Below are 20,332 nucleotides of genomic sequence, written 5' to 3'. Positions count from 1 at the left end.
TTAATTAGCATTCTGTCTGTACCCGGTTCAACATAATGAGATAGAGCACTTCCAGCAGTTCCTCTAAGCTCTGAAACAATGAAATTATGCCATTATAATTATTTGCAAAGATGTTTTCTGAACTAACTAAATACAGCATAAATTCATGAAGATTTCTATGGAGCAAGCCATATTCAAAACCTTTTATCTTATCGATCAGATCAGTGAAAGTCACTTTCGATAAATGATGAAAAGGAGGTTTATCACAATCCGACCAAAAATCCCCTAATTCCGAAAAATCTCCGATCATAAAATGTTTATCATCTTCAAAATAGCTTTCGTCTTTCAATGAAAGTTGCCGAGCAAGATCAATTAACTTGTGGTAGGTATGGAATATACCGCCCCTATCCCCCATGATTCCCTCTTCAAGGCCTCCATGGGAATTCATTGTATAAAATAGTTTTCGAAGAAATTCCTTTAAATCTTCATATTCCCATTTACAAAATATTCTCATTATTGTCTTTACAGGTTGCTTTCCCTCTTCCAAAGAAAGATAGCTACTGCTGGCATACACATTTTGTGACTCTTTCATTCCATTACATTTATAAATAAAATTCATTATTTCAACCATCACCATCAGTCGCCTAAACTCTGGAATTTCACTTCCCACACCACATCGGTCGCCGACATCCAAATGCCGCCAGTCCACTCCCATATCCCACCAATGTCGCAACACATTCATGAATCCCTGGAGCCCATCTTCTTGATTAAAAATTTTTGTAATCACTGACTTCAAACTATGGTCCAACTCAGTAAAAAAAGAGCAATAGTTATCCTCCTTGAATTCATGAAATGTCAGAGCATTGCAGACAACTAAAAGTTGTGCACAACTAAACTCCTTGTCAACTAACCAAGCTACATTAAGAAGCTTTTGCATTTTACCCATGAAGTGATAAAGTGTATGTATCCCGTTACCAAAAGAAAAGAGATAGGGTCGGTAGTGACAATGCTTCCATTCCCACAGTATATATTGACAGTCAATCAAAGAATAATTTGAAAACACATCTTTAAGGGCAATAGTTGGGTCTTGAAGTTCATTAGCATTTAATGAATAAGGATAGTCTTCGTCCCATATCCAGACGGACCGCCTTTTTATTGATTGCTTTTCTATCATAATTCAGTTTATTTATATATTTAATCTATACAAATGTAAAAACTAAATAAACAAACAAAAAATAAATTGTAAATATTTTCTATACAAATAGAATAAAAAACTTTAAAAACACTGTATTCAAAAAATTCACTGTATCTTTATACAAGCCTAGATTTACCCTATGATCATCCAAAGAGAAAGCACGCCATATTCACATGCTAAGCACCTTCAATCCGTCTTGAGTCCGTGTTCACTCCACGTTGACAGTGACTATACCACGCTCACAAACTGGTATGATCCCCGAAACACCACGCTCACACTTCCTTTCTTAATCGAATCTATACTGTATCTCAACGAGAACTATAGCGAACCATAATGGTAGCCCTTGCCAATTTAATAATCGTGAAGTACCATAAATTTCAAAATTTTTAAAGCCCAGTACATCATCATTTCAAATCTTTTAAAAGTTGTAAAAAATTGTTTTTCAGCGATTTAAAACACTAACTTTAGCTATGGCAATAATTGAAAATGGATATTTGAAAGGTCAAATTGGGAATTTGGTCAATCGTAAAGTTGGAGATAAAAATGTCGTTCAGGCCAAATCATCTGACAAAATGCGCCAAACAAGATGGACTGAAGCCGCCGCTTCAGATTTTGGGACAGCGAGCGCTGCAGGTGCAATAATCCGGCGAGCCTTCAATACTGTACATCAAAAAATACATGATGGCGGCATGCACAACCGACTGGTTAGACGTATGCAACGCGTACTGCTTGGCTATGGCAAACACAACGCCGGCTATCAAAGAGTCAGTCAAGGAAATATACAGCGATTGGTCGGCTTTCAATTCAATAAGAATTGTCATCTATATGATTACCTCTATTTCGATACCAATGTGACTTTCGCAGCTACAGGGGCTATATCAATACTTATACCCGAATTAAAACCCGAGCAAAATTTCTATTGGCCTAAAGCATGCAGCCATATCATCCTAAAATTTGAAATTATAGGCCTGTCTTTTGCTAAAAGATGTACTCAAACAATAGGCTCCCATGAGACCGAATTAACACGATACGATAATCAACAACATAAAGCAAGGACACTTACTTTTGATTCACCTGATAAAGATTACGATACGATTTTAGTTTCACTTTCGACCCTTTATCTTGAAAAACGAGGCCGTTATGCCGTTCTTCTTAATTCGATCGACCTAAATCCAGCAGGCATCATAGCCGCTCACAATCTCAGAAATTCTTAATGACAAAAAAATCCCTATACTGTAGCTACAGTATAGGGATTAGAATTCTTATGCTGAATTTCAGATCAGCTTTATTATTTCATCAAGAAACCACCGCCTAAGAGATCATTTCCTTCGTAGAATACAGCCGACTGTCCGGGCGCGATACCTTTTACATTATGCACAAAATCTATACGCACTTTATCGCCCTCTTGCGAGATAGTCGATAAGGCGCCTGAGTCTTTATAACGTACCTTTGAAATAGCTTCCATCGGTTGATCGAGTCCTGCATATTTGACAAAGTTTACATTACGAACGTACGCGTGTGACTTTTCAAGTTCATGCTCCTCACCCAATACGACCGTGTTACTTTCAGGAAGAATTTCGATCACAAACATCGGCTTACCCAAGGCTATGCCTAAACCTTTACGTTGACCGATGGTGAAATAGGGATAACCAATATGTTTACCGACAACTGTTCCGTCTGAAAGGATAAAATTGCCCGGACCGATCTGTTGATCCAATGTTGGTACCTTATGTCTTAGGAACGCACGGTAGTCGTTATCCGGTACAAAGCAGATTTCGTAGCTTTCCGATTTATTGGCGAGCTCTTTCTGTCCCATATCCAAGGCCATCTGACGGATTTCCTTTTTCGTAAAGGATCCTAATGGAAACTGTGTACGCGCTAGGTTTTCCTGCGATACTCCCCATAGGACGTAGGATTGATCCTTATTTTCATCCTTACCCTTTGATATCACATAACGGCCATTATCATGCATACGGATATTGGCATAGTGACCCGTAGCGATAAATTCACAATCCAGTTTATCGGCACGCTTCATCAAAGCTTCCCATTTAATGTGGGTATTACAAAGAACACAAGGATTGGGTGTACGCCCAGCAATATATTCCTCTACAAAATTATCAATTACAAAGTCTCCAAACTCATCGCGTATATCTAATATATAATGAGGGAAACCATAGTTTACGGCTAATGTACGAGCGTCGTTGATACTGTCGAGGCTACAACATCCCGTCTCCTTAGATGAACCACCCGCGGACGCGTAATCCCAAGTCTTCATCGTGATACCTATGACCTCATATCCTTGTTCGTGGAGCATGACAGAAGCAACGGAGCTATCGACCCCTCCACTCATTGCAACTAAAACTCTTCCTCTTTTACTCATCGCTATTTATTGAAATGCAAAGATACAGCTTATTCCTTTTTCTCTATGTTAGTTTCTTGTAATTTTATCTCGATCAAAATCAACACTTTCGAAAAAAGAACGAAAATAATCCATATAAAAATTTTAGAATTCAAATTATCACACTATATTTGCATCGCAATAGGGGAACAAACCCATAGCAAAAAAGCGGTGCCATAGCTCAGCTGGTAGAGCAAAGGACTGAAAATCCTTGTGTCCCTGGTTCGAACCCAGGTGGCACCACGCTTCAATCTGATGATCACAGATTTAAATAAAAGGTCAACTGGTGCCATAGCTCAGCTGGTAGAGCAAAGGACTGAAAATCCTTGTGTCCCTGGTTCGAACCCAGGTGGCACCACAAAAAAAGCTTGTTCAAATGAACAAGCTTTTTTTGTTGCTACTCCGCGATAATCGAACGATCTAAATGAACATAACCGCCATCAACGTGGATCAATTGTCCTGTTGTATGGCTTGATTTGTCTGACAGCAAAAATACGGTGGTATTTGCAATTTCTTCTGCTGTTGTCATACGGTGTTCTAAAGGAATACGATCTGTGATCTTTTTCAAAGTTTCCGCTGGATTTGACAAAGTTTGTATCCAGGTATCGTATTGTGGCGTTGCGCATTCAGCAACAATAATCGCATTTACACGGATGGAATATGGCAATAGTTCTACAGCCCATTCACGTGTTAATGCATTACGTCCACCATTTGAAGCAGCATAAGCAGATGTATTCCCCTGTCCTGTTTCGCCCGTTTTGGAAGAGATATTGACAATACTGCCTTTGGATGCTTTTAGAGCGTCCAACGCATGATGCGCCATCAGGTAATAATGGATGAGGTTTTTATGTAATGAGGCTACAAATTTTTCGTAATCACCCGAAGCTAGGCCCACCCCATCATTCTGTCCAGCATTGTTCACCAAACCATCTATACGACCATATACCTCCAGCGTTTTAAGCACTGCTTTTTTACAATCTTCAGGTTTAGACAATTCAGCCTCAATACACAAGGCATCAATCCCAAACTGTTTTACCTCTTCCCTGACTTTTTCATTATCGGCCTGTTTACGTCCAACAATAACAGGAATAGCCTGTTCTTTGACCAAAGCATGCACGACAGCACGCCCTATTCCTTTGGCGCCGCCTGTAACAATAACAACTTTATCTTTTAAATGAAGATCCATATTACTTTTATTGAATTGTGTGTTTCATTGATGCGTAATTTGTCCGCATCAATAAACTCGTTTCACTGGTTATTATTTAAAGCCTATTTGGACAGCATATAGCTGGTTAGGCTCAATTTTTAACTGCTATTGATAGCTTCAATATGCACACTTTCCCTTTCATGCATATTGAAGCTTTCAATTATAGGTTATATACACGAATCGCATTCTCCGCCCAAAAAGCTTTTTTTTCCTTTTCGGTAAAGTCGCCCAATTTATCCGCTACAATGGCGATACTTTCCTCATAAGAAGCTGCCAAAAGACATACTGGCCAATCCGATCCAAACATAATCCTTTCTTTTCCAAAACGCAGAAAAATATGGTCGACATACTGTTTGAAATCGTCCAATTTCCAGCCAGACCAATCCGCTTCTGTGGCCAATCCCGATACCTTACATACGACATTTGAAAAGCTAGCAAGTTTGTCAATAAATACTGCCCACTCATCAAATTCCTTTGATTTAATGGGAGGTTTGGCAATATGGTCCAACACAAACTGAAGGTTTGGATTTTGCCTTACACATTCCAATGTGGCCTCATAGTGCCTTGGACGGATCAGTAAATCGTAGGTATAACCAAAGGCTGCCAATGCTTTCAAGCCATTCAATACAGCCGGTCGAATCAAAAAGTCTGGATCCAGTTCTGCTTCAACCACATGACGGAACCCTTTGATTACCGGCGATTCTTTATAGTGAGTCAACTGTTGTTCGATATCTTCGGCCTGCAAGTCAATCCAGCCAACAACACCTTTGATAAAAGAGTAGCTTTTGGACAGTTGCACCAAATAATTTGTTTCCGCGTCAGATTGATCGGCCTGAACAGCGACAGTACCTGCAATTCCATTCCGTTCTAGGACAAACTGAATATCCAGCGGGGTAAAATCTCGCTTAATGACATCCATCTCGTCGGTAATCCAACTGTCTCTAACCGGATCAAATTGCCAAAAATGCTGGTGGGTATCTATGCGCATAATAAAACCTAAAATAGTGGATAAAATTAACTTCTTGAATAAGCAACCACAGTCTGCCGCGATTCGCCAAGCCCCTCTGCCCCCAATTCGATCACATCACCTGCTTTTAAGTAAATAGGAGGATTGAATCCAAGTCCTACACCCGCAGGAGTTCCCGTCGAAATTACGTCACCTGGCAATAAGGTCATAAATCTTGAAACGTACGAAACCACATGTGCGATCGAAAAAATTAGATCTTTGGTATTTCCATCTTGATAGGTTTTTCCGTTCACTTTCAGCCAAATGCGTACATTGTTAATATCTTTGATCTCTTCTTTTGTCGCCATAAATGGGCCCATCGGTGCGAAAGTATCACAGCCTTTCCCTTTATCCCAGGTGCCACCGCGTTCCAATTGATACTCGCGCTCGGACACATCATTGTGAAGTACATAACCAGCAACATAATCCAAGGCTTCATGCTCTTCTACATATGAAGCCTTTTTACCAATGACAATACAGAACTCAACTTCCCAATCCGTTTTTACGGAGTCCTTAGGAATCATCACATTATCGTATGGCCCTACTAAAGAAGTCGTGGATTTCATAAAAATGATCGGTTCAGCAGGAATCGGTGCATTTGTTTCCTTAGCATGGTCCATATAATTCAATCCGATGCAGACAATTTTAGATGGGCGCGCAAAAGGTGCACCGATACGCTCGCCCTGTGGGACTTCAACCAGCTTACCGCTATTGGCCTTCACAAATTCATCCAACCGTGCTAAACCATCTTCCGCGAAAAATTGCTCATTGTAATCACCGCCAAATGCACTTACATCGTAATTTACACCGTCAATTTGAACACCGATTTTCTCTTTGCCGAAGGCTCCAAAACGTATTAATTTCATATTGTTATAGATTTGAGATATGAGATAGAGGTCTCGTATCTAACATTTAATTATTCAATTTAATAAAACCACCATCAATAGGATAATCGTTACCAGTAATAAAACCAGCATCGTCACTACAGAGGAAAAGCGCCAATTTAGCAATTTCTTCCGGTTGTGCCATACGACCTATCGGTTGGCTTGCAGAAAGCTTTTCAAACATTTCCTGCTCCTGTCCAGGGTAGTTCTTCGCAATAAAGCCATCCACAAAAGGTGTATGTACACGTGCTGGCGAAATACTGTTGCAACGGATACCAAAAGCCATGTAATCACGTGCTACCGACATAGACATCGCATAGATCGCACCTTTACTCATCGAATAGGCAAAACGATCCGTAATCCCCACCCAGGCAGCAATCGAAGCGAGATTCAGGATAGCACCTGAGCCTTGTGCTTTCATGATTGGCACAATTGCATATAACGCATTATAGGCACCCTTTACATTCACATTAAAAACACGTTCAAAGTCTTCGGATTTACAATTTTCTAAATTACCAACGTGGGCAATGCCAGCATTATTCACTAAAATATCAATTTTCCCGATATTTTGAGCTATTTCACTAATCTCTTGTTGATCGGTTACATTACAACGATTAAATACAGCCTGCCCGCCCAGCGCCAAAATTTCTTCTACTACAGCATTTCCACCTTCCTCATTTAAATCCAATATATGGACTTTCGCTCCTTCTTGAGCAAATTGCACACTGATAGCACGGCCAATTCCACTACCTCCGCCTGTAATAACAGCAACTTTTTGTTCTAATTTTCCCATTGTTATTCTATTGTTAGTGTTAAAACTAGATCAGCCTCGTCCATAGATGCGGGCAAATCCAATCGTAAACTATGATCTTTATTACTAAATTTAACCTCCTTATTTCCGATAAATGTTTTCACTTTCTTAACTCGATAAGGGAGTTTTTCGATATACAATTCCTTTTTCTCGCTTTTAAGAATATGTAAATATACCTGATTACCTTTTCGTGTCAACGCATAGTCGTCCGTAGGCGGTATCCCTCCTGCTTGCGTGCCATAAATTGTCTCGCCATAAATAGCCAACCATTTACCGAGATCCTTGAGCCTGTCCTGTTGATAGTCCTGAATCTCGCCATTCGGCATCGGCCCTACATTCAGTAAAAGGTTTGAACCATGCCCTGCGGCCTTAACTAAATACGCCAATACTTCTTTGAACGATTTGCGTGTCCGATCTTTCAGTTCAAACCCCCAAGATCCAGCGATGGTACCGCAAACCTCCTTAGGCAGTTTGCCAACATCATCTGCGCTTGTTCCGAAACCTGTAGTGTTCTCCCCAGGTAGATCACGTTCAAACATTTGAAAATCCTCCCCTTCGAAGGGTGCTAGATGGTGATTGTTACCAACTAAACATTGCGGTTGTAACTCATGGATCAATTCGTAGATCTCTTTAAAATGCCAGTCTTCTTTGGGTTTGTCCCAATGACCATCAAACCAAATTCCATCAATTTGGCCATAACTCGTAAGTAACTCGGTCAACTGATTTTTCATAAATTGCACATAATGATTCCAATCACCTTTTGTAGAATCACGTCCAGCAATACCGCGGCCTGTTTTCCCTGCAGGTAGGTAGTCGTTCCGATTCCAATCCAATAGCGAATAATAAAACATGACTTTTATTCCTTCTGCACGACAGGCTGCCACCAACTCTTTTACAATATCACGTTTGAATGGCGATTTCTTTACAATATTGTATTCCGAAGTTTGGCTATCCCACATGGCGAAACCATCGTGATGCCTAGTTGTGAAGGTGATGTATTTTGCTCCAGCCTGTTTAAATAGCTTTGCCCATTCGTTTGCATTAAAAGCGATGGGATTAAAAAATTTAGGCAACAATGCATATTCCTCCAAACTGATATTCTGGTTGTTCATGACCCATTCACCATCCCCTAACACACTATATACTCCCCAATGGATAAAGACCCCGAATCGAGATTGCTCAAACCACTCCCTATTTTTTAAATTTTCAGGGCTTGGTTGGTAATGTTGTTGGCCATAACCATAGGTGACTAAACCTATGAACAAGACCAGACTGCAGATGACATGTTTTAGTTTCATATGTGACTATTATTTATTCGTTTCCAGTGCCATTCATGAACGCGCAAGCATGTTTGTCTTTCCTAGGACGATACGGATATCCATCGCTATTTGTGCTATTTTTAGTCCTGCTATTTGACGATGTTCGTTAGCTTTGCTTATTTACAACGAAACACCTCTCCGCCAAGGAATAAAATCATCCTGCCCCAACAATACCGCTTTAGGTCTGACCTCACCCGACGCAACTTGAATCACATAATCAAGGATACGATGCGCTGCTTGCTCTATAGTCTCCGTTCCTTCAATGATAGTCCCACAATTGAGATCTATGATATCAGGCATTTTTTCAAAAGTTTTGGTATTGGTCGATAATTTTACCACGGGTGTAATCGGATTTCCTGTCGGCGTGCCTAGCCCTGTTGTAAAGAGAACGATATTAGCGCCAGCTGCGACCTCTGCAGTGGTGCTTTCCACGTCGTTACCGGGTGTACACAACAAGTTTAACCCTGGCTCATTAGCTAAGTCAGGATAGTCAACTACGGCCGTCACAGGCGAGGTACCACCTTTTTTGGCAGCTCCTGCAGATTTTATCGCATCTGTTATCAGACCGTCACGGATATTGCCCGGTGATGGATTCATGTAAAAGCCCGAACCGTCCGCTTCTGCTTTCGCATTGTAAGTTCGCATTAGGCTCATAAATTTCTCTGCAGTAGACTCGTCCACACAACGGTCACTAAGCTCTTGCTCTACCCCACATAATTCCGGAAATTCAGCTAAAATAACCGAACCACCCAAACTGACCAGGATATCCGAAACAAAACCTAATGCCGGATTGGCCGAGATACCTGAGAAGCCATCTGAACCGCCACATTCCAGACCAATACATAGTTTATCCAAAGTGGCTGGTTTGCGTTCATTTTTATCAGCTTGCATCATACCAGCAAAAGTCGCTTTTATCGCCTTTTGCATCAATTCTTTTTCGGTCCCTTCCTTTTGTTGTTCAAAAATGTACAAGGGACGGTCAAAGTCAGGATTTCTTTTTGCTATCTCAGCTCTTAGAATCGATGCCTGCGCGTGTTGACAGCCCAAGCTCAATACAGTGGCTCCCGCTACGTTTGGATGAGTTATATACCCAGCCAATAGGCCACATAAGGCATCGGAATCCATACGAGTACCACCACATCCCATTTCATGATTTAAAAACTTGATCCCATCGACGTTTTTGAACAAACGCTCCTGCTCACTGGAAGTCGCATTGCCCAATAAATCCTGACCAAGAATTTGATTTACATCGGCCCCAGATTTATATAACCCAATCAAATCTTCCACTTCAGCGATATAATCGTTGGCTTTCACCTTATAACCTAGCTTTTCTTCGAAAGCGGCTTTCAACGTCAATACATTTCGATTTTCGCAAAATACCAAAGGAATGACCAACCAATAATTTGCAGTCCCCACTGTACCATTTGAGCGATGAAATCCGTTGAATGTTTTATTTTTAAATGCTGTTACATCCGGTTTGGTCCATACGGTCTTGCGATCCCCCATTCTAAAGTCTTCGGATGCATGGCGTAGATTTTCCGTTGTAATCAATTCACCTTCACTTAAATCCCCATTCAGCTTACCCACCAAGACACCATACATCAATATTTCGGCATCTTGCTTCATCGGCTGAATTGTAAACTTATGTTTCGCCGCAACGGCTTGCTTTAAGGTAAACGCTCTACCTTCAAAAGCAATTGTTGTCCCTTCGGCCAGATCCTGTAAGGCAACCAGGACATTATCCATCGGATGGATCTGTAAATAGCGTTGTATGGCCATAATTTAAACTAATTCAAATATTTTATTCATCATTACCCATTTCTCTCCCGGTTTGGCTCCCGGGATCGCAGCCTGATATTTCCACATCAGTTGCTCCCATTCCTGCACCTTTTCATTGGCTGCATCCATTGCGGCTTTCTTTTCAAATGAAAAATCCTCACTCACTTCCATATTCATAAACAGTCTATTCTCAAAACGATAGATCTCCATTTGCGTTACCCCAGCATCCAGGATCGAACGTTTGATTTCTGGCCACACCGCACGGTGGTAATCTTCATATTCTTTGATCAATTGTGGATCGTTGACAAGATCCAAGGCCATGACATACTTTTTCATTGCTAACTATTAATGTGATTTAAGATTTTCAGTTTCGTCGATATTTACGTTTCTATTTTGATAGGCAAAAACCAATACCACAATAAAACAGACTAAAGGGACAAAATAGCCGTACTGAAAATGGCCTGTTTTATCAGATATTAAGCCCAAAAGTGGGGGTAATAATGCCCCGCCTACAATAGACATCACAATCAGACTGGAAGCAGATTTGGTATCCGCTCCTATACCTTGTACACCAAAAGCAAATATGGTCGGAAACATAATAGACATAAAAAATGCGATTCCAATCAAGGCATATAGTGTTTGTACGCCCGTCCCAAAAATAACGAACAGTGACAATGCGATCGTGACAAAGGAGTAGATGATCAACAGCTTGGAGGCAGACACAAAACGCATGAAGAAAGTCCCGATAAATCGGCCCAACATAAATGCTAGTCCCGCAAAACCAGCATAGTCTGCTCCATCTTTGCCTGATATCCCAGCTACTTCAGTTGCATATAGTACCAAAAAGCTTAAAATACAGACTTGCGCGCCCACATAAAAGAACTGTGCAACTACCGCCCATCTTACATTTTTATGTCTCAAAGCATGAAAAAAGCCCGCCTTTCCTTCTTCTTCATCATCTTTGATATCAGGTAATTTGGTAAAGAAAAACAAAGCCGCAATCAATAAAATCAATATACCCAAAACGAGATAGGGCAATTTTACAGATGCTGTCTCGGACTGAATGTAGGCTAGTTTTGCTTGTTCCGCCATTTGCGCAAGTTCTTCCTGCGATTTGGGTTCGTGTGACAAAATAAATTTCCCGCCGAATATAGGTGCCAAAAAGGCTGCAAGTCCATTGAATGACTGTGCAAAATTAAGCCGTTGAGCAGATGTGGATGGATCACCCAATATCGCTACATAGGGATTTGCTGCCGTTTCTAAGATGGTTAAACCACAGGCGACAACAAACAAAGCCCCCAAAAAGAAAACATAACTGATCGTATTCGCAGCGGGGACAAACAAAAAGCAGCCCAAAGCAAAAAATAGCAATCCGATCAGAATGCCGGCCTTATAACCATAACGTTTCATAATAATTCCTGCCGGAATCGCCATCACAAAATAAGCGATAAATACCGCTGAATCAACCAAAGAGGCCTGGAAATGCGATAAACTGAACGCATTCCTCAAATGTGGAATCAAGATCGGATCAAGATTATGGATAAATCCCCAAAAGAAGAACAAGGAGGTCACCAAAATCAAGGCAAATGTGTAACTCTTTTTGTTAGTCATATAATCAAATGGTTATAAGTAGTTATTTTATGTAAAATAAGCCTAAAAAAGCTAGACAATATTCAAGTATATTATCAATTTATTAAGCTATATTACCATACATAAACTAAAATATGTAACTTTAATGCATATATTTCATAGTCATGAAAGCACAATTACTGCATTTAAACAACGACCTTACCCATTCATTTAACGCAAGAAAGGACAATACCCCTCAATACCACAATATCTGGCATTATCACGAAGAGCTTGAATTAATTTATTTTGCAGCAGGGTCTGGTACACAATTTATTGGCGATAGTGTACGACGTTTTGAATCTGGAGATATTACATTGGTAGGCTCGAATCTGCCGCATTATTGGTTGTTTGACGAAATCTACCTGCGGAAAAATAACCCACAAGCCGCAGATATACGGGTGCTGCATTTTAAAGAAAACTTTTGGGGCAACGAATTTATCAACCTTCCTGAAAACAAAAACATCAAAGATTTGATGCGGATTTCAAAACGGGGAATTGCGCTTTCTCAATCATGTAGAGCTAAGGCTAGAGTACATATCGATACGGTACTCAATTGTTCGGGTACTTCGCGAATTATTCATCTCTTGCAAATCCTGATGTGCATTGCAGCTGATGATCGACATGACCTCTTAACAAGTGCAAGCTTTACAATACAGTCACAAGATCAGGACGCTGACCGTATGCGCATTGCTATGCATTATATCGGTGAAAATTATCGGGATCAAATCCGTTTGCAGGAGCTCGCTTCATTGACAGGAATGACACCTAATTCATTCTGCCGTTATTTTAAATCACAAATCGGAAAAACGCTCTTTCAATTTCTTATCGAAATGCGTGTAAAAACCGCTTGTAATCTATTATTGGAAAATAAACAAACGATCAAACAGATCTGCTTCGAATCTGGATTCCAAAATTTCTCGAGCTTTCATAAATATTTCAAGAATATTACGGGTACTACCCCTCTAAATTATCAAAAATCAAAAAGTTAGTACAATTTTCCCCAACAAAGCCGAATCTTCCATGGTTTGATGTGCTATTGCTGCTTCATAAAAAGGAAACACTTGGAATAACCTTGGCTTAAAATCGTCAGAAATGATTTTGGGCCAGACTTCTGTCCAAATCTCATTCCGTAACGTTTCTTTAAATTGATGATCTCTCGCTCTTAGGGTACTTCCGGTTAATACAATCCGTTTTTGCATCAATTTAAGCAAGTTTAATTCTGCTTTAGCGCCTTGCATGGCATTGATGTAAACCAGCCGGCCGTCTGGATTTAACAGATTAATATTTTTTTCGAAATAATCACCGCCTATACTATCCAAAATCACATCAACTCCAAGGTCAGCCAATACTTGTTGGAAGTCCTCTTTTGTATAGTCTATAGTTTTTGAAGCACCCAAAGACTGGCAAAAAAGCCCCTTTTCTGTCGAACTGATGGTTGTATAAACCTCTGCTCCGAACAAGACCCCCAATTGAATAGCAGTACTACCAATCCCGCCTGCTCCACCATGTACCAGAAAATGCTCTCCGGCCCGCAGTTTCCCCCGGCGAAAAACATTGTCCCAGACCGTGAAGACCGTTTCTGGGAGTGCGGCAGCTTCTTCAAAAGTTAAATTGGGCGGAATAGGAAGACAATGGCCTTGATAGACGGAAACATAGCTAGCATATCCACCTCCAGCAACCAATGCGCATACTGGATCACCAATGTTCCAATTATCGACCAAACGTCCTTTTTCCACGATGACACCCGCCACTTCTAGTCCCGGAATACGCGGATCGACACCAGCGGGAGCTGGGTAATTTCCTTTTCGCTGGAAGACATCAGGTCTATTCACACCTGCGGCCCTAACCGCGATTAGCACATCCAGATCCCCAACCTGGGGCTGGTCAAGCTCTTCAACCTGCAATACTTCTGGAGCTCCTGGCTCGGTTATAACAACTGCTTTCATCTGTAAATATTTTTTTTCGCTTTAACAAGTGTATAGCGATATTCCTATTTTTCCTCTCCTCCTTCGATGGAAGCTGATCTATTTATTAATTTCTATCACCCAGCTCGTACAGATGATATGTCGACAGGGACAGCTCATCATGATTTCTTTGGATATTTTTGTAACCGGATATTGAGCGAGAGCATAAAATAACGGGCTAGGCGATTATTTTGAACATCCAATATATCGTTACCGACAACAGCACGGGAGATTCCCGTATTCTGATTCATCAAATCGAATCCCTGAAACCGCAGCATACCCAGATTATTACGTCCAAAAGTATATTCCAGATAGGCATTAATGATCGTTGGATTGATATTGCTCCATGAACTTGAATACCCTGAATTAAACTTTTGGGACAACTCCAGTCCTATGGTAAAATGCTTACCCATATACGCCTTTGAACCCAAGCCCACAATCCCCGAATGTGCGGTAATATTATCCTGAACCGGCCAGTCAAAAGTTGCTCTATTCAACGAATAATTCCCATTTAATTCTGCTTCAAAGATATCATTCCAGGCATATCGAAATTGAATCGCCTGTGTGAATAAAAAATGGCCCCCAAAGCTTTTCTTATCATTGACATACGAGATATTGTTGTAGTAATCAGCATTACCATTTAAACTCATCTGTAAGTTATCCGAAAAAAGTGACGCTGTAAAGAGATAATAGCTTTTGATATCATAATACCCCTCGGTATTCACATAGCTCGTTTTCTGCACTGTCGAATTGGGCGCTATGGTACGGTTTGCAACAATTTTATCATTAACCAAATTATATGCAAGACTAGCCTCAAGATACTGTCCATTACGGGTCATTGATTTTCGATATTTTGAAACGATACTATGGGCAAATTCAGATTTTAAATCCTTGTTTCCAATGATAATATTCTGTGTATTTGTATTATCCACGATGGGTTGTATCTGATAAAAGCTAGGTTGATTGTTACGCCCATAATAGTCAATGGAGAGATCCTCCTCTTTTGTAAATTTCCATTTCAATCCGGCAGATGGAACAAAATTTACGTTGGAATAGGAGGTTCGGATCGCTTTGTCAGTAGAGCTTCCCGCTAATTCCGAAGGCTGTACAGCGAATCCAAAATTAACTTTGACATCTTTGCTTATATCCTGGCGGTAGATCATACCAATTTTATTGCTCGCAAACGAATAATCATATTTAAGACTAAGCGAATCCACCAATATAGGCCCTTTATCCAAATTACTATTATCGAAAGTAGTACGACTAGCTGCTATCTTTGTATAATCGAAGTCATAATTGATCTCCAATACTCCACCCAGATCCACAGGTTCCACAAGAGACAAACGGCTTTGGATATTTTTATTCTCATTATCCGATTGAATCTTTTGATGTAGGGAAGTTTTCGTTGTAGCTGGTGGGGTGACACTACTATCCACGGCAATGTTAGCATCCCTCACCTCGTCATCCTTATCCAATGCGTTAAAGTCAGCATGAAAAGTATACAATATTTTCCGACCGGGTTTTTCAAAACTACGTACATAGAAAAGATCGAGGGCTGCACTCGGGCTCTCACTGTTGTTAACTGCACCATAGTTACCCGTGCTACTCAGTTTATTATTTCTGATCTGCCTATCTTTCAGGGTTTGGCTCGAAGAATTGCTCCAAGAAAATTTGGGCGATATCTTCAATTGGTCTCTTTTTGATAGTTTCATATCAAAATCCCAATCCATTTTATGTGTCCGGTCAACTGACTTTATTTTGTAATCTTCGTAATTACTGATCGAATTATTAATCCCTTTTCCAGATCCATAGATGGATTGCAAAAAGGAGTTTCCTTTAGTATAGTTGTTTCGTTGGGTAAAGGAATATTTTCCACTTGCATTCACAGTTTTGGAAAGTGGGCTGGAAAAACTGGCTCCAATAGAACTTATCTTATTAACACCGTCAGTTGGATCAGCGAAATCCGCCAACTCCCCCATTTCCCGCTCACGTTCACCCCCATTTGGAGAACCAAATGAAAAGAGATTGGTGTTTGTATTATTCATGGAAGATACGATAGAATATTCCTTTCCATTGTCAAATCTATTTACACCCACGCTACCTAGGTAACGCTCGGCAGAACCTCCCCCCAATGTCGCCTGCCCAAAGGTGATTTTTTTCTTATCTTCCTTAAGAACAATATTAAGTACTTTCTCGGACTCCGTGCTTTTGATCCCTTTGGCCGTGGCTTCATCGCCATAAAAATCAATGACCTGCACGCTCTTCACGAAATCTGCAGGAAGGTTTCGCGTAGCCGTAAGCACATCGCCACCAAAGAATTTTTTACCATCAACTTTTACCGAAGATATTGCTTTCCCAAAAGCATAGACTGACCCGTCTCTGGACACCTGTACGTTTGGCAAGGCTTTGAGCGCCTCCTCCAAAAGTGCCCGCCGATCGAATTGAAAGGCATCTAAATTAAACTGAACAGTGTCTTGCTTATAGACGATGGGCTTATATTTTTGGATAACAATTTCCTTTAATAAGGAAACATGTGGAAACATGGTCAATTTTCCCACATCTAATTTAGCTGTGCTGCTATTATACAGTGGATAACTCCGTTCGAGAATACTCAACCCTAGTTGACTACAGCTTATTCGAATATCGTTGCCCAAAACGCGCACAAAATGGAAATATCCTGTGGCCGACGTTGATGAAAACAGTGTATCCCTAGAGCTCGTCAAATGTACACTGACGCCTTTCAGAGGATTGCCTGCAGTATCTACAACAATTCCATAAACCTCTTTTTTTGTCGCCTGACCAAAAGTATTTTTAGGCAGAAAAAACAAGCTTATAATGGATAACAAAAGTATAAACCGGATTATATTCCCGCCCCTTAGTTTCATCAAACAGACTTTGCAATAATACAATTCAATATAAGAATTCTTAAGCTATTAACGTAAAAAGTTGTGATTTTGTATAAAAAAAAACGAGTTGTCAGGAAAACAACTCGTTCTTTCAACTAATTTTTTATAATCTTTTACTCACCACCGAAGCTGACTTTAACAAGATGTTTGTCAATTTCCCAACGGCCAGTACCATCTTCACCAATGACATCAAATAATTCTAGTATACGTCTTGCAACAAATTCCTCCTCTACTTGCTCTTCCAAGAACCATTGTACAAAGTTGAAAGTCACATAATCCTTTGCTTTTGCACATTTATCAGCAATATTGTTAAATTGCTCTGTTACAAACATTTCTTGTTCCAACGTTTGCTCAAATACACCACGGAATGATTCAAAATCTTGTGGAATACCAGTGATTTCTGGTGAAATAGCACGTCCACCACGGTTGTTAATGTAGTTGAAAAGTTTCAACATGTGCTCGCGTTCTTCATTAGATTGTTTTGCAAAAAACTCGGAAGCATTTTCCAGACCTTGGTCATCACACCAAGAAGACATTGCCAGATATAATGCTGAAGAGTGCGCTTCAACTTTGATTTGTGCATTCAGTATATTTTCGATCTCTTCTTTCAAAGAAGATTTTAATTTCAATAAATCTTTCATATTTACCTTAAGTTTAATTTCTAAAACAATGTCAAGCGATTTACCTCATCACCCGATTACATTACAAAGATACATCGGATTTGGAAAATCTGTATAAACAATATGCAATACGAATTCAGTCTAAATTAGACAAATAAAACACAACTTGTTTAGAATCAATACAATTACAAATACCATCCATTGATACTTTCAATAAGCTATAAATTTAAATAATGGAATCCTATAATCCATGATAACCACCGATTTTCTACACCTATTAAACCGATAAAAAAGACACTTATTTAATTTTAATTTAAATAAGTGTTAAGCATAACAAAAAAGCGGTGTATCTTTGTTTTTAGATACACCGCTTTTGTTGTTATATTGTATATAATATACTCCTTTTATGCCAAAACAGCAATTGGAGATACTCGTAGACAGGTTCTGATGACTGAATTCAACTCCATCATAAATTTAGCTCCATCAAGCAGTTCGCGAAGCTGAAGTACATCCTCTACAGCAAGAATAAAACATCTTTCCGTACGAAAAGGCATAATAATTTCAAAATCGTATGCACGTGTTGTATCATTCAACATGCGTTCAACATCAATGGCATCCATACGCTTCTTGAATTTCAAAAAGTCTGAGACTGAAAATGATGTTGTTTCATTATTATACTCCAACCAAAAGCAATTTTTACGGCTACACTGATAAACCGTACCGGCTGTAGTTGAAAACACTTCTTCGACGTGCGCTAATGGACAAACCAATTTTGACATTTTTTATTACCTTCTCTTTTAAACTGATCAAAAATAAATATTATTTATAATCAATCCAAGTAAAATAGGTGTTTATTTTGATTTAATATAAATAAACCATCTTATCATGTATATACTATTTCGGCCACCCTCGCTACCTCATCATAGAAAATGCGACTGATCGTGGTGTATTGCTATCGTTCTCCCAGTCGCCCTAGCCTCTCTGTTTTAAGAATAAGCAAAGTCCTACGACAGTTTCAAAAAAAGGAGGTCGAATTTATGTCGACCTCCTTTTCTAAATAAAAATGTATAATATTTTAATCGTATTCTTCCTCTTCTTCTTCCGTTACAGAAAGTACTTCTTTGCGATTACTAATAACTGTATTCTTTGTTTTTGTTTTATGTTTGTTAATCTGTCTACGTAAGGATTCTACGGCAATATCCGTCGCCTCTTCAAAACTCTTCGCCTGCCCTTTTGCGAAAAGTTGGCTACCTGGAATATTCAGTTTTATTTCTGAAATCTTATTTGCCTCGTCATCGACATTTTCCAATCGCAGGTAGCATTCACCACCGATAATTGAATCCAAAAACTGCTCTAATTTTCCTGTTTTCTTTTTAATGAATTCGATTAACTTTTGATCCGCATTAAATCGAATGGATTGCACAGTAATGTTCATTTTTCCTCCTTTTTTTAAGCTTTTGGATGAGCTTGTTTATAAATAGACTTCAATCGTTCTGCTGAGTTATGTGTATAAACTTGCGTTGCCGCTAGTCCTGCATGCCCCAACAGTTCTTTAATTGCATTTAAATCAGCCCCATTATCCAATAGGGACGTTGCGAACGTGTGCCTCAAAACATGAGGACTTCGCTTACCTTGTGTGGAAATCAGCGTTAAATACCGATGAACAACATCATAAATGAGCTTGGCATACGCTGGTTTTCCTTCTTTTGTAACGATCAGTAAGCTGTTATTAGTATCAACAAATTGCGATGCTTTTTGTTGCAAATAGTTTTTCAATTCTTTTACTAAGAGACTATTTATTGGAACAAGTCGTTCTTTGCTCCTTTTACCCAATATAAGAATATTTTTATTAAAAAAATCTATATCCTGTTCTTTAATTTTCAACAGTTCAGCCAGACGGATTCCTGTTCCAAAAAGTAATTCCATCACGATATAATTCCGGCATGACTCAAAATCATCATGCTCTTGCTCCAAGTGATCCAACAAACGAACCAATTTATCTTTCTCCACAACTACGGGCAGTTTCTTTGCTGTTTTTAGTGCCTTAATGAGGGTCATTGGATTTTTATCCAAATGTTCTTCACGTTGAAGAAACTTAAAATAGGTTCGTAGAGATGACATACTCCGATTGACAGAACTGGCATTTTTACCGGCTTCCATCATTTGAGCGAAGTAATGACGTAAATCCCGATAGCCGATGTCCGATAATACAAGTCCCTCTACATTTAAAAATGACTGAAACATTTCCAATTCATGACGGTAGGCAACCACGGTATGTTCCGAATACCTCTTTTCAATCTGTAAATACCTGATGAACTCCTTTTCCAACATAATTTCCCTCGCTATACTATCCTTAAATTACAAACTTAAAAGCACAAAAAAAAGGGAAAAGCATTGCTTTTCCCTTTATATTTTTAAATTCTCAGCGAATCAATTAGTTAGCCACATCTTGATTCAAAGATTGTTTGTAAATCGCTTTTTTCACTTGAATGCGACGAGTTACAGATCTCTTTTCATAAGCTTGACGTGAACGCAACTCTCTTAAAACTCCAGTTTTCTCGAATTTCTTCTTGAAACGTTTCAATGCTCTATCTAAAGATTCTCCTTCTTTTACATTTACGATAATCATGCGTTG

19 protein-coding genes and 2 tRNA genes are annotated in these 20,332 nt (G+C 39.5%); 4 read left to right on the top strand and 17 right to left on the bottom strand.

Features of this window, described 5'->3' with window-relative positions; translation table 11 throughout:
- Positions 1 to 4: 4 nt before the first annotated feature.
- Entirely contained in the window at positions 5 to 1,153 is a 1,149-nt protein-coding gene (locus tag B4A24_RS19815; protein WP_293946701.1) for a hypothetical protein, read from the bottom strand.
- A gap of 491 nt (positions 1,154 to 1,644) precedes the next feature.
- Between B4A24_RS19815 and B4A24_RS19810 the strand changes: the two genes are divergently transcribed.
- Positions 1,645 to 2,388 carry a hypothetical protein gene (locus tag B4A24_RS19810; RefSeq protein WP_293946700.1) on the top strand — a complete coding sequence of 248 codons (744 nt, stop codon included), beginning with the start codon at positions 1,645 to 1,647 and terminating at the stop codon, positions 2,386 to 2,388.
- A gap of 74 nt (positions 2,389 to 2,462) precedes the next feature.
- On the opposite strand, the gene mnmA is transcribed toward B4A24_RS19810, so the two are convergent.
- A complete protein-coding gene (gene mnmA, locus B4A24_RS19805) occupies positions 2,463 to 3,554 on the bottom strand; it encodes a tRNA 2-thiouridine(34) synthase MnmA (RefSeq protein ID WP_046672147.1) in 1,092 nt (363 codons plus the stop codon).
- A gap of 188 nt (positions 3,555 to 3,742) precedes the next feature.
- Here mnmA and B4A24_RS19800 point away from each other — a divergent pair.
- Together B4A24_RS19800 and B4A24_RS19795 are read left to right on the top strand one after the other, a co-directional pair.
- A tRNA-Phe gene (locus tag B4A24_RS19800) sits at positions 3,743 to 3,815 on the top strand.
- Positions 3,816 to 3,857: 42 nt separating this feature from the next.
- A tRNA-Phe gene (locus B4A24_RS19795) sits at positions 3,858 to 3,930 on the top strand.
- 39 nt (positions 3,931 to 3,969) lie between these two features.
- Here B4A24_RS19795 and B4A24_RS19790 read toward each other — a convergent pair.
- From B4A24_RS19790 to fucP, 8 genes are all read right to left on the bottom strand, one after another.
- A complete protein-coding gene (locus tag B4A24_RS19790) occupies positions 3,970 to 4,758 on the bottom strand; it encodes an SDR family oxidoreductase (protein ID WP_293946699.1) in 789 nt (262 codons plus the stop codon).
- Positions 4,759 to 4,939: 181 nt separating this feature from the next.
- Positions 4,940 to 5,767 carry an amidohydrolase family protein gene (locus B4A24_RS19785; protein ID WP_293946698.1) on the bottom strand — a complete coding sequence of 276 codons (828 nt, stop codon included), beginning with the start codon at positions 5,765 to 5,767 and terminating at the stop codon, positions 4,940 to 4,942.
- 26 nt (positions 5,768 to 5,793) lie between these two features.
- On the bottom strand, positions 5,794 to 6,651 hold the full coding sequence (locus B4A24_RS19780) for a fumarylacetoacetate hydrolase family protein (RefSeq protein WP_288810796.1): 858 nt from the start codon (positions 6,649 to 6,651) through the stop codon (positions 5,794 to 5,796).
- Between the two features lie 46 nt (positions 6,652 to 6,697).
- Positions 6,698 to 7,462, bottom strand: a complete 765-nt coding sequence (locus B4A24_RS19775; RefSeq protein ID WP_172392676.1) for an SDR family NAD(P)-dependent oxidoreductase — start codon at positions 7,460 to 7,462, stop codon at positions 6,698 to 6,700.
- 2 nt (positions 7,463 to 7,464) lie between these two features.
- A complete protein-coding gene (locus tag B4A24_RS19770) occupies positions 7,465 to 8,778 on the bottom strand; it encodes an alpha-L-fucosidase (protein ID WP_293946697.1) in 1,314 nt (437 codons plus the stop codon).
- 141 nt (positions 8,779 to 8,919) lie between these two features.
- Positions 8,920 to 10,578: a UxaA family hydrolase gene (locus B4A24_RS19765; protein ID WP_293946696.1), complete on the bottom strand. Its 1,659-nt coding sequence runs from the start codon at positions 10,576 to 10,578 to the stop codon at positions 8,920 to 8,922.
- A 3-nt stretch (positions 10,579 to 10,581) separates the two neighbouring features.
- Positions 10,582 to 10,914 (bottom strand): L-rhamnose mutarotase, encoded by a 333-nt coding sequence (locus B4A24_RS19760; RefSeq protein WP_172392673.1) that lies wholly within the window; start codon positions 10,912 to 10,914, stop codon positions 10,582 to 10,584.
- A gap of 9 nt (positions 10,915 to 10,923) precedes the next feature.
- Complete coding sequence (fucP, locus tag B4A24_RS19755) at positions 10,924 to 12,189, bottom strand: L-fucose:H+ symporter permease (protein ID WP_293946695.1); 1,266 nt, start codon at positions 12,187 to 12,189, stop codon at positions 10,924 to 10,926.
- Between the two features lie 143 nt (positions 12,190 to 12,332).
- On the opposite strand from fucP, the gene B4A24_RS19750 reads away from it, so the two are divergent.
- Positions 12,333 to 13,196: an AraC family transcriptional regulator gene (locus tag B4A24_RS19750; protein WP_293946694.1), complete on the top strand. Its 864-nt coding sequence runs from the start codon at positions 12,333 to 12,335 to the stop codon at positions 13,194 to 13,196.
- Here the strand turns inward: B4A24_RS19750 and B4A24_RS19745 are convergent.
- The 7 genes from B4A24_RS19745 to rpsU all read right to left on the bottom strand — a co-directional run bounded on the left by B4A24_RS19745 (position 13,185) and on the right by rpsU (position 20,326).
- Complete coding sequence (locus B4A24_RS19745; RefSeq protein ID WP_293946693.1) at positions 13,185 to 14,153, bottom strand: NAD(P)H-quinone oxidoreductase; 969 nt, start codon at positions 14,151 to 14,153, stop codon at positions 13,185 to 13,187. The two genes, B4A24_RS19750 and B4A24_RS19745, sit on opposite strands and share 12 nt — an antisense overlap.
- A 137-nt stretch (positions 14,154 to 14,290) precedes the next feature.
- On the bottom strand, positions 14,291 to 17,056 hold the full coding sequence (locus tag B4A24_RS19740; protein ID WP_293946692.1) for a TonB-dependent receptor: 2,766 nt from the start codon (positions 17,054 to 17,056) through the stop codon (positions 14,291 to 14,293).
- 134 nt (positions 17,057 to 17,190) lie between these two features.
- A complete protein-coding gene (locus B4A24_RS19735; protein ID WP_172392668.1) occupies positions 17,191 to 17,718 on the bottom strand; it encodes a ferritin in 528 nt (175 codons plus the stop codon).
- Between the two features lie 383 nt (positions 17,719 to 18,101).
- Positions 18,102 to 18,476: a DUF6686 family protein gene (locus B4A24_RS19730; RefSeq protein WP_293946691.1), complete on the bottom strand. Its 375-nt coding sequence runs from the start codon at positions 18,474 to 18,476 to the stop codon at positions 18,102 to 18,104.
- Positions 18,477 to 18,772: 296 nt separating this feature from the next.
- Complete coding sequence (gene hpf / locus B4A24_RS19725; RefSeq protein WP_172392666.1) at positions 18,773 to 19,132, bottom strand: ribosome hibernation-promoting factor, HPF/YfiA family; 360 nt, start codon at positions 19,130 to 19,132, stop codon at positions 18,773 to 18,775.
- A 14-nt stretch (positions 19,133 to 19,146) separates the two neighbouring features.
- Positions 19,147 to 20,028, bottom strand: a complete 882-nt coding sequence (locus B4A24_RS19720) for a tyrosine-type recombinase/integrase (RefSeq protein WP_293946690.1) — start codon at positions 20,026 to 20,028, stop codon at positions 19,147 to 19,149.
- A gap of 103 nt (positions 20,029 to 20,131) precedes the next feature.
- Complete coding sequence (gene rpsU / locus B4A24_RS19715) at positions 20,132 to 20,326, bottom strand: 30S ribosomal protein S21 (protein WP_046672133.1); 195 nt, start codon at positions 20,324 to 20,326, stop codon at positions 20,132 to 20,134.
- Positions 20,327 to 20,332: the final 6 nt, after the last annotated feature.

Source organism: Sphingobacterium sp. UBA7249 (assembly GCF_002472835.1).
Lineage (GTDB): Bacteria > Bacteroidota > Bacteroidia > Sphingobacteriales > Sphingobacteriaceae > Sphingobacterium > Sphingobacterium prati.
Note: the sequence above shows the minus strand (reverse complement) of the source record. Positions and strands in the feature narration are given on the sequence as shown.

Excerpts from the sequence above, each read along its gene's own strand:
- B4A24_RS19815 (WP_293946701.1), bottom strand. The coding sequence starts at position 1,153 with ATGATAGAAAAGCAATCAATAAAAAGGCGGTCCGTCTGGATATGGGAC.
- B4A24_RS19810 (WP_293946700.1), top strand. The coding sequence starts at position 1,645 with ATGGCAATAATTGAAAATGGATATTTGAAAGGTCAAATTGGGAATTTG.
- mnmA (WP_046672147.1), bottom strand. The coding sequence starts at position 3,554 with ATGAGTAAAAGAGGAAGAGTTTTAGTTGCAATGAGTGGAGGGGTCGAT.
- B4A24_RS19790 (WP_293946699.1), bottom strand. The coding sequence starts at position 4,758 with ATGGATCTTCATTTAAAAGATAAAGTTGTTATTGTTACAGGCGGCGCC.
- B4A24_RS19785 (WP_293946698.1), bottom strand. The coding sequence starts at position 5,767 with ATGCGCATAGATACCCACCAGCATTTTTGGCAATTTGATCCGGTTAGA.
- B4A24_RS19780 (WP_288810796.1), bottom strand. The coding sequence starts at position 6,651 with ATGAAATTAATACGTTTTGGAGCCTTCGGCAAAGAGAAAATCGGTGTT.
- B4A24_RS19775 (WP_172392676.1), bottom strand. The coding sequence starts at position 7,462 with ATGGGAAAATTAGAACAAAAAGTTGCTGTTATTACAGGCGGAGGTAGT.
- B4A24_RS19770 (WP_293946697.1), bottom strand. The coding sequence starts at position 8,778 with ATGAAACTAAAACATGTCATCTGCAGTCTGGTCTTGTTCATAGGTTTA.
- B4A24_RS19765 (WP_293946696.1), bottom strand. The coding sequence starts at position 10,578 with ATGGCCATACAACGCTATTTACAGATCCATCCGATGGATAATGTCCTG.
- B4A24_RS19760 (WP_172392673.1), bottom strand. The coding sequence starts at position 10,914 with ATGAAAAAGTATGTCATGGCCTTGGATCTTGTCAACGATCCACAATTG.
- fucP (WP_293946695.1), bottom strand. The coding sequence starts at position 12,189 with ATGACTAACAAAAAGAGTTACACATTTGCCTTGATTTTGGTGACCTCC.
- B4A24_RS19750 (WP_293946694.1), top strand. The coding sequence starts at position 12,333 with ATGAAAGCACAATTACTGCATTTAAACAACGACCTTACCCATTCATTT.
- B4A24_RS19745 (WP_293946693.1), bottom strand. The coding sequence starts at position 14,153 with ATGAAAGCAGTTGTTATAACCGAGCCAGGAGCTCCAGAAGTATTGCAG.
- B4A24_RS19740 (WP_293946692.1), bottom strand. The coding sequence starts at position 17,056 with ATGAAACTAAGGGGCGGGAATATAATCCGGTTTATACTTTTGTTATCC.
- B4A24_RS19735 (WP_172392668.1), bottom strand. The coding sequence starts at position 17,718 with ATGAAAGATTTATTGAAATTAAAATCTTCTTTGAAAGAAGAGATCGAA.
- B4A24_RS19730 (WP_293946691.1), bottom strand. The coding sequence starts at position 18,476 with ATGTCAAAATTGGTTTGTCCATTAGCGCACGTCGAAGAAGTGTTTTCA.
- hpf (WP_172392666.1), bottom strand. The coding sequence starts at position 19,132 with ATGAACATTACTGTGCAATCCATTCGATTTAATGCGGATCAAAAGTTA.
- B4A24_RS19720 (WP_293946690.1), bottom strand. The coding sequence starts at position 20,028 with ATGTTGGAAAAGGAGTTCATCAGGTATTTACAGATTGAAAAGAGGTAT.
- rpsU (WP_046672133.1), bottom strand. The coding sequence starts at position 20,326 with ATGATTATCGTAAATGTAAAAGAAGGAGAATCTTTAGATAGAGCATTG.